The following is a 5,732-nucleotide window of genomic DNA, read 5'->3' as shown; positions in this document are numbered from 1 at the left end:
ATTTTCTACACATGATGGTAAAATAGATTCCTTGTATTCTTCAGACTGTTCTCTGAATAATTCCTGACAAGGCATAGAAACGATTCTGATATTTAAGTTAGAGTCTTTTAATTGTTCTTTGGCTTTGACTGCTAAGTCTACTTCTGAGCCTGATGCAATGATGATGATATCTGGCTTACTCATACAGTCATCAATAATATAACCACCTCTTAAGGCACCTCTGTTACTTCCTACCATCTTAGGTAAGTCCTGTCTAGAAAGGATGAGAGATGTAGGTGTTTCTTTTGAGCTCATTGCGACATACCAGCCTGCTTTTGTTTCAAACTCATCACATGGTCTAAATACATACATGTTAGGCATTGCACGAAGCATAGTCAACTGTTCTACTGGTTCATGTGTTGGTCCATCTTCCCCTACGCCAATACTGTCATGAGTAAATACATAAGTAAGTGGAAGCTTCATTAATGAAGATAAACGAGCCATAGGTTTTACATAGTCACTAAATACAAAGAATGTAGCCACATATGCTTTTAATCCACCATACAACATTAAACCATTACCTACTGCAGCCATAGCCTGTTCTCTTACACCAAAGTGAATATTACGTCCACCATAGTTGTCTGCACTGAATTCACCTTCACCATTTAAGACTGTCTTATTAGAAGGTCCTAAGTCAGCTGAACCACCAATGAAGTTAGGGGCAAAGTTCTTAATAAGGTTCATTGTTTCACCACTTGCAGCACGTGTTGCAATATTGTGGTGTTTATTAGCCCAGAATAATGGGTTATCCTTAAAGATTCTTGCAAAGTCAGGATTGAAATACTGTTCCCATACAATCTTCATTTCTGGATATTCTTCAAAATATTTATCCTGCATAGAAGTCCATGCATCATATAAATCATCTACACGTTTTTGTGTAGAAGCTAGATAGTCATATACGTCTTCTGGTACATAGAATTCTTCCTGTGGAAGACCAAGTTTTTCTTTAAGTGCTTTGATGTTATCAGCACCTAATGGTGCACCATGAGTGCTTTCTGAACCTTCATTTGGACTATCTTTACCGATTGTAGTCTTGATTTCAATGAACTTAGGTTTACCTTTAATAGTTTTTGCTTTTTCTAATGCAGCAAGTACTTCATCTAAGTTATCTCCATCTTCTACAGTCAATGTTTCAAAACCAAATGCCTTTACTCTGTCTGATACATTTTCTGTAAATGTGATGTTTGTGTTACCTTCGATAGAAATGTTGTTTGAATCATATAAGATGATGAGCTTTTCTAACTTAAGTGTACCAGCGAGTGATAATGCTTCTGAAGAGATTCCTTCCATCATACATCCATCACCAGCTAATGCATAAACATAATGATCAAATAGATCATAACCTGGTTTATTAAATACAGTGGCTAAATGAGCCTGACCCATTGCCATACCAACAGCCATGCCTAAGCCCTGTCCTAGTGGACCTGTAGTGGCATCTACACCTACTGTATGTCCATATTCTGGATGTCCTGGTGTAAGTGAACCTAACTGTCTAAACTGCTTTAAATCATCCATAGTTAAGCCATAACCATATAGATGTAATAAGCTATAAAGCATGCTTGAACCATGTCCTGCTGATAAAATAAAACGGTCTCTGTTAATCCATTCAGGATGCTTTGCACTATGGTTTAATACCTGTGACCATAATACATGAGTGAATCCAGCAGCCCCTAAAGGAAGTCCTGGATGTCCTGAATTTGCTTTCTGAATCATATCTGCACAAAGTGCTTTAATCGTATATACTGTTTTTTGATCAATCTTGTTCATTTTTTCTGTTTTCTCCCATTCATCATTGTTAAATATTATACCTTTTCTCTTTTTGTGAATGCAAGATATTTAGTACTTCACATTCCAATTCATTGCAGCATTATACAAGAAATACAGGCCATACATTAAGCAGCCTTCATCAAAGATAGTAGCTTTGTTATGAAGACCATAAATATAACCATCCTGTTTACATCCTGCAGCAAGAGTAACAAAGAGTGAAGGTACATTGGCAGTAATATGGCCAAAGTCTTCTGAGATAGTAAGAGGAAGTTCTAACTTCTTGATATAACCACCAAATACATCTTTTTCTACATCCATAATAGATTTAAGTAATGCAGGATCATTATAGACACTTGGTGCCTGCTGTAAGATTGTGATACCTGCCTGGGCATGATACATAGAGGCAATACTTTGAACTAATTCATTGACTCTTCCCATAATATATTCCTGATCATCTGGACGATAACTTCTTAGTGAACATTTCATATAGGCTTTTTCTGGAATAATGTTATGGGCTTTACCTGCATTCATAATACCAATTGTAAGTACATCATCATGACTCATACTGATTTCTTTAGGAATGATTTCCTGTAATTGCTGATATATATGAACAGCCACACGCAGTGCGTCAATACCTTTTTCTGGCATAGAACCATGTGAACTCTTACCTGTAATATTGATTTCAAAGATTGTAGACGCTGTTGTCATCGCTTTACGGATTGTACGTATAGTTCCTGTCTTATCTTCTGTGGCAGGCATAACATGTAACCCTACTGCAGCATCAACACGAGGATACTTTAATACCCCATCTTCAATCATCATCTTACAACCCACTAGTCCTTCTTCATGAGGTTGGAAAACAATCTTGATCTGCCCTTTGAGTTTCTTTTCATTCTTTTTTAATAGTTTGGCACACATCAACATCATAGAGGCATGCATATCATGTCCACAGGCATGCATAGATCCATTAATAGATTTAAAAGGTAAGTTTGTATGTTCTACTAAAGGTAATGCATCCATATCACTTCTAAGTAAAAGTATCTTCTTATCATGAGGTCCTACAAGTACTTCAATACTTCCTCCGGGATTCACAATAATATTCTCATAACCATACATTTCAAGCAGTTTCACTATATATTCCTGTGTCTGAGGAAGAGGATGACCTACTTCTGGATGTTCATGAAAATGTCTTCTCAGTCGTATTAATTCCTGTTCGATATCCTTGTTGTTTGATATCCATTTTTCTATCTTTTCCATAACTTACACCTACTTTTCCATTTCTTGAATAATACGTCTTGTATTAATAATCTTTTGTGCATATTCTTCTTTATTACGTTTCACTAATCCATAATAAAGAAGATCAACAACAATAAGTGAAAAATAACGAGAACTCATCGCTCCGATACGTAATGGCTGTTCCTGTGAAGGAATAGTTAATACATGATCTACTAACTTACCAGGCTTATTATAAGCAGATTGTGTAATTGCGACAGATGGGATGTTCATTTCCTTTGCCCATTTAGCAGCAGTGACTATACCTTTTGTTTCTCCACAATATGAAACAAAGATAGCTAAATCTTCTTGTGTCATAACAGATACAAAACTCATCTGTAAATGAATATTAGGACAATCACTAGAAGACTTCCCTATCCTCATAAGTTTATGTCTAAAATCATCACAGACAAAAATAAATAAACATGTTTCGCTTGTTCTAAAGCTTTCACAACATCTTCTAGTGTAAAAGCACTAAGAAGATGATATGTTTTATCAATAGTCACAACCTGAGAATGATGTGCTTTATTCATAAGTGCAGCCATATCTTCTTCTGGATGTTATAAAAAACTTTCCCCTTTTTTATAATTACCCTTAAAAAAAGTATACCATGATTTTCTTTTTTATCGCATTTTTTATGACATAATATAAAAATTATACATTATTTAATAATTTTTTATCACTTTATAATATTTTTTATTATCTTTTGATAATTCATTTTATCATGAATATATGGTCTATTTTTTCGTTTATTCCGATATATGTGTATGATAAATTAACGTTATGATGATAATTTCTTATTGACTTGACTATTTTCTATTCGTATAATGCAGTCATACCAGAAAGGTAAAAAGAAAACATAAACATGATAAAGGGGGAGTGCTTATGGCAAAGGTTTTAACTGAAGTTTTTGGTATATGGTATTTAATTGGTGCCGCGTTTGTATTCTTTATGCAGGCAGGCTTCGCAATGGTTGAGGCAGGGTTCACACGTGCTAAGAACGCCGGAAATATCATCATGAAGAACTTGATGGATTTCTGTTTAGGAACTGTTGCTTTTCTTATTGTAGGTTATAGCTTCTTATGTGGGAGTGATGTAGCTAACGGATTTATTGGATGGGTTGGTTTTGGAAATGGTCCATTAACTAACTTTGCATCAACTGATTGGTCTAGTTTCGTATTCAACTTAGTATTCTGTGCAACTGCAGCAACTATCGTATCTGGAGCAATGGCAGAAAGAACTAAGTTCTTAAGTTATTGTATTTATTCATTCGTTATTTCTTTAATTGTTTATCCTATTGAAGCTCATTGGGTTTGGGGACCTGATGGATGGTTAACAGCAATGGGATTCCATGATTTTGCTGGTAGTGCAGTTATTCACTTCGTTGGTGGTTTAACTGCTTTAATTGGGGCTAAACTTCTTGGTCCTCGTATTGGTAAGTTTAATAAAGATGGAAGCCCAAATGGTATTCCTGGTCATAGTTTAACTATTGGTGCTTTAGGTGTATTTATTCTTTGGTTTGGCTGGTATGGATTTAACGGTGCTGCTGCTAAAAATGGTACACAGTTAGCAACTATCTTCGCAACTACTACTGTTGCACCAGCACTTGCAACATGTACTGTAATGATCTTTACTTGGTTAAAATATGGTAAACCTGATGTAGCTATGAGCTTAAACGGTTCACTCGCAGGTTTAGTTGCAATCACTGCTGGATGTGATGCAGTTAATGTAATGGGTGCTTGTATTATTGGTATTTTATCAGGATTTACTGTTTGTTTCTTTACTTGGTTATTAGATTATAAATTACATATTGATGATCCAGTTGGGGCTGTCGCTGTTCATTTTGGTAATGGTTTACTTGGTACTATCTGTGTTGGATTATTTGCCTGCGGTACTGATACAATGCCTAAGGCTCAAGGTCTATTCTATGGAGGAGGCTTTAAGTTATTAGGTACTCAGTTACTTGGCTTATTATGTATTGGTGTTTGGACTGCTGTATTAATGACTATTACATTCGTAGTTATTAAGCATACTGTTGGTCTTAGAGTTACTGAAGAAGAAGAAATTACTGGTCTTGATAAGCTTGAACATGGTTTAGAAAGTGCTTATGCAGGTTTCGCATTAGAAACAGAAACTTATACTGGTGCTACTGCTGCAACTGTTTCTGCTCCTGAATTAAGTATTACAGAAGCTGTTCCTACTGTTGCAGTCAATGGGGAAGGTAAGATCAGTAAGATTGTTATTATTGCGAAAGCAGAAAAGATGGATGCTTTAAAAGTTGCTATGAACGATATTGGAGTTGCTGGTATGACAGTGACAAGAGTATCAGGCTGTGGTGTTCAAAAAGGACAGACTGCTTATTATAGAGGCGCTAAGGTTGATATCCAGTTATTGCCTAAGGTAAAGGCTGAGATTGTTGTGTCTAGTATTCCTGTACAGACAGTTGTAGATGCAGCAAGAAGTGTTCTATACACTGGTCATATGGGTGATGGTAAGATCTTTATCTATAATGTAGAGAATGTCGTAAGAATTTCTTCTGGTGAACAAGGCCCTGAAGCCTTAAGCTATGAAGACTAATAAAAATGAGACTCGATTAGTCGAGCCCAATGGAGTCAACTTAAGAAGTTGGCTCTTTTTTATTGCTTTTTTTCCTA

Annotated in this window: 5 protein-coding genes; 1 reads left to right on the top strand and 4 read right to left on the bottom strand. The window is 35.7% G+C overall.

From position 1 onward, the window contains the following. The 4 genes from tkt to ACT8VG_RS00195 all read right to left on the bottom strand — a co-directional run. Positions 1–1,806: transketolase (gene tkt, locus ACT8VG_RS00210; RefSeq protein WP_444194978.1), on the bottom strand; the 1,806-nt coding region annotated here is incomplete at its 3' end. A gap of 69 nt (positions 1,807–1,875) precedes the next feature. After that, positions 1,876–3,063 (bottom strand): M20 metallopeptidase family protein, encoded by a 1,188-nt coding sequence (locus tag ACT8VG_RS00205; protein ID WP_117458619.1) that lies wholly within the window; start codon positions 3,061–3,063, stop codon positions 1,876–1,878. A gap of 9 nt (positions 3,064–3,072) precedes the next feature. Then, positions 3,073–3,462: a MurR/RpiR family transcriptional regulator gene (locus tag ACT8VG_RS00200; protein ID WP_117458618.1), complete on the bottom strand. Its 390-nt coding sequence runs from the start codon at positions 3,460–3,462 to the stop codon at positions 3,073–3,075. Further along, on the bottom strand, positions 3,459–3,623 hold the full coding sequence (locus tag ACT8VG_RS00195; protein ID WP_217106522.1) for a hypothetical protein: 165 nt from the start codon (positions 3,621–3,623) through the stop codon (positions 3,459–3,461). Before ACT8VG_RS00195 ends, ACT8VG_RS00200 begins: the two co-directional genes overlap by 4 nt. A gap of 340 nt (positions 3,624–3,963) precedes the next feature. Here ACT8VG_RS00195 and ACT8VG_RS00190 point away from each other — a divergent pair, with 340 nt between their 5' ends. Continuing rightward, positions 3,964–5,655: an ammonium transporter gene (locus tag ACT8VG_RS00190; protein WP_444194977.1), complete on the top strand. Its 1,692-nt coding sequence runs from the start codon at positions 3,964–3,966 to the stop codon at positions 5,653–5,655. Positions 5,656–5,732 lie beyond the last annotated feature (77 nt).

The sequence above is a fragment of the Catenibacterium sp. genome, from assembly GCF_052354645.1.
Lineage (GTDB): Bacteria > Bacillota_I > Bacilli_A > Erysipelotrichales > Coprobacillaceae > Catenibacterium > Catenibacterium mitsuoka_A.
Note: the sequence above shows the minus strand (reverse complement) of the source record. Positions and strands in the feature narration are given on the sequence as shown.

Coding starts and splice junctions, on each gene's coding strand:
- ACT8VG_RS00205 (WP_117458619.1), bottom strand. CDS start 3,063: ATGGAAAAGATAGAAAAATGGATATCAAACAACAAGGATATCGAACAG.
- ACT8VG_RS00200 (WP_117458618.1), bottom strand. CDS start 3,462: ATGAGGATAGGGAAGTCTTCTAGTGATTGTCCTAATATTCATTTACAG.
- ACT8VG_RS00195 (WP_217106522.1), bottom strand. CDS start 3,623: ATGGCTGCACTTATGAATAAAGCACATCATTCTCAGGTTGTGACTATT.
- ACT8VG_RS00190 (WP_444194977.1), top strand. CDS start 3,964: ATGGCAAAGGTTTTAACTGAAGTTTTTGGTATATGGTATTTAATTGGT.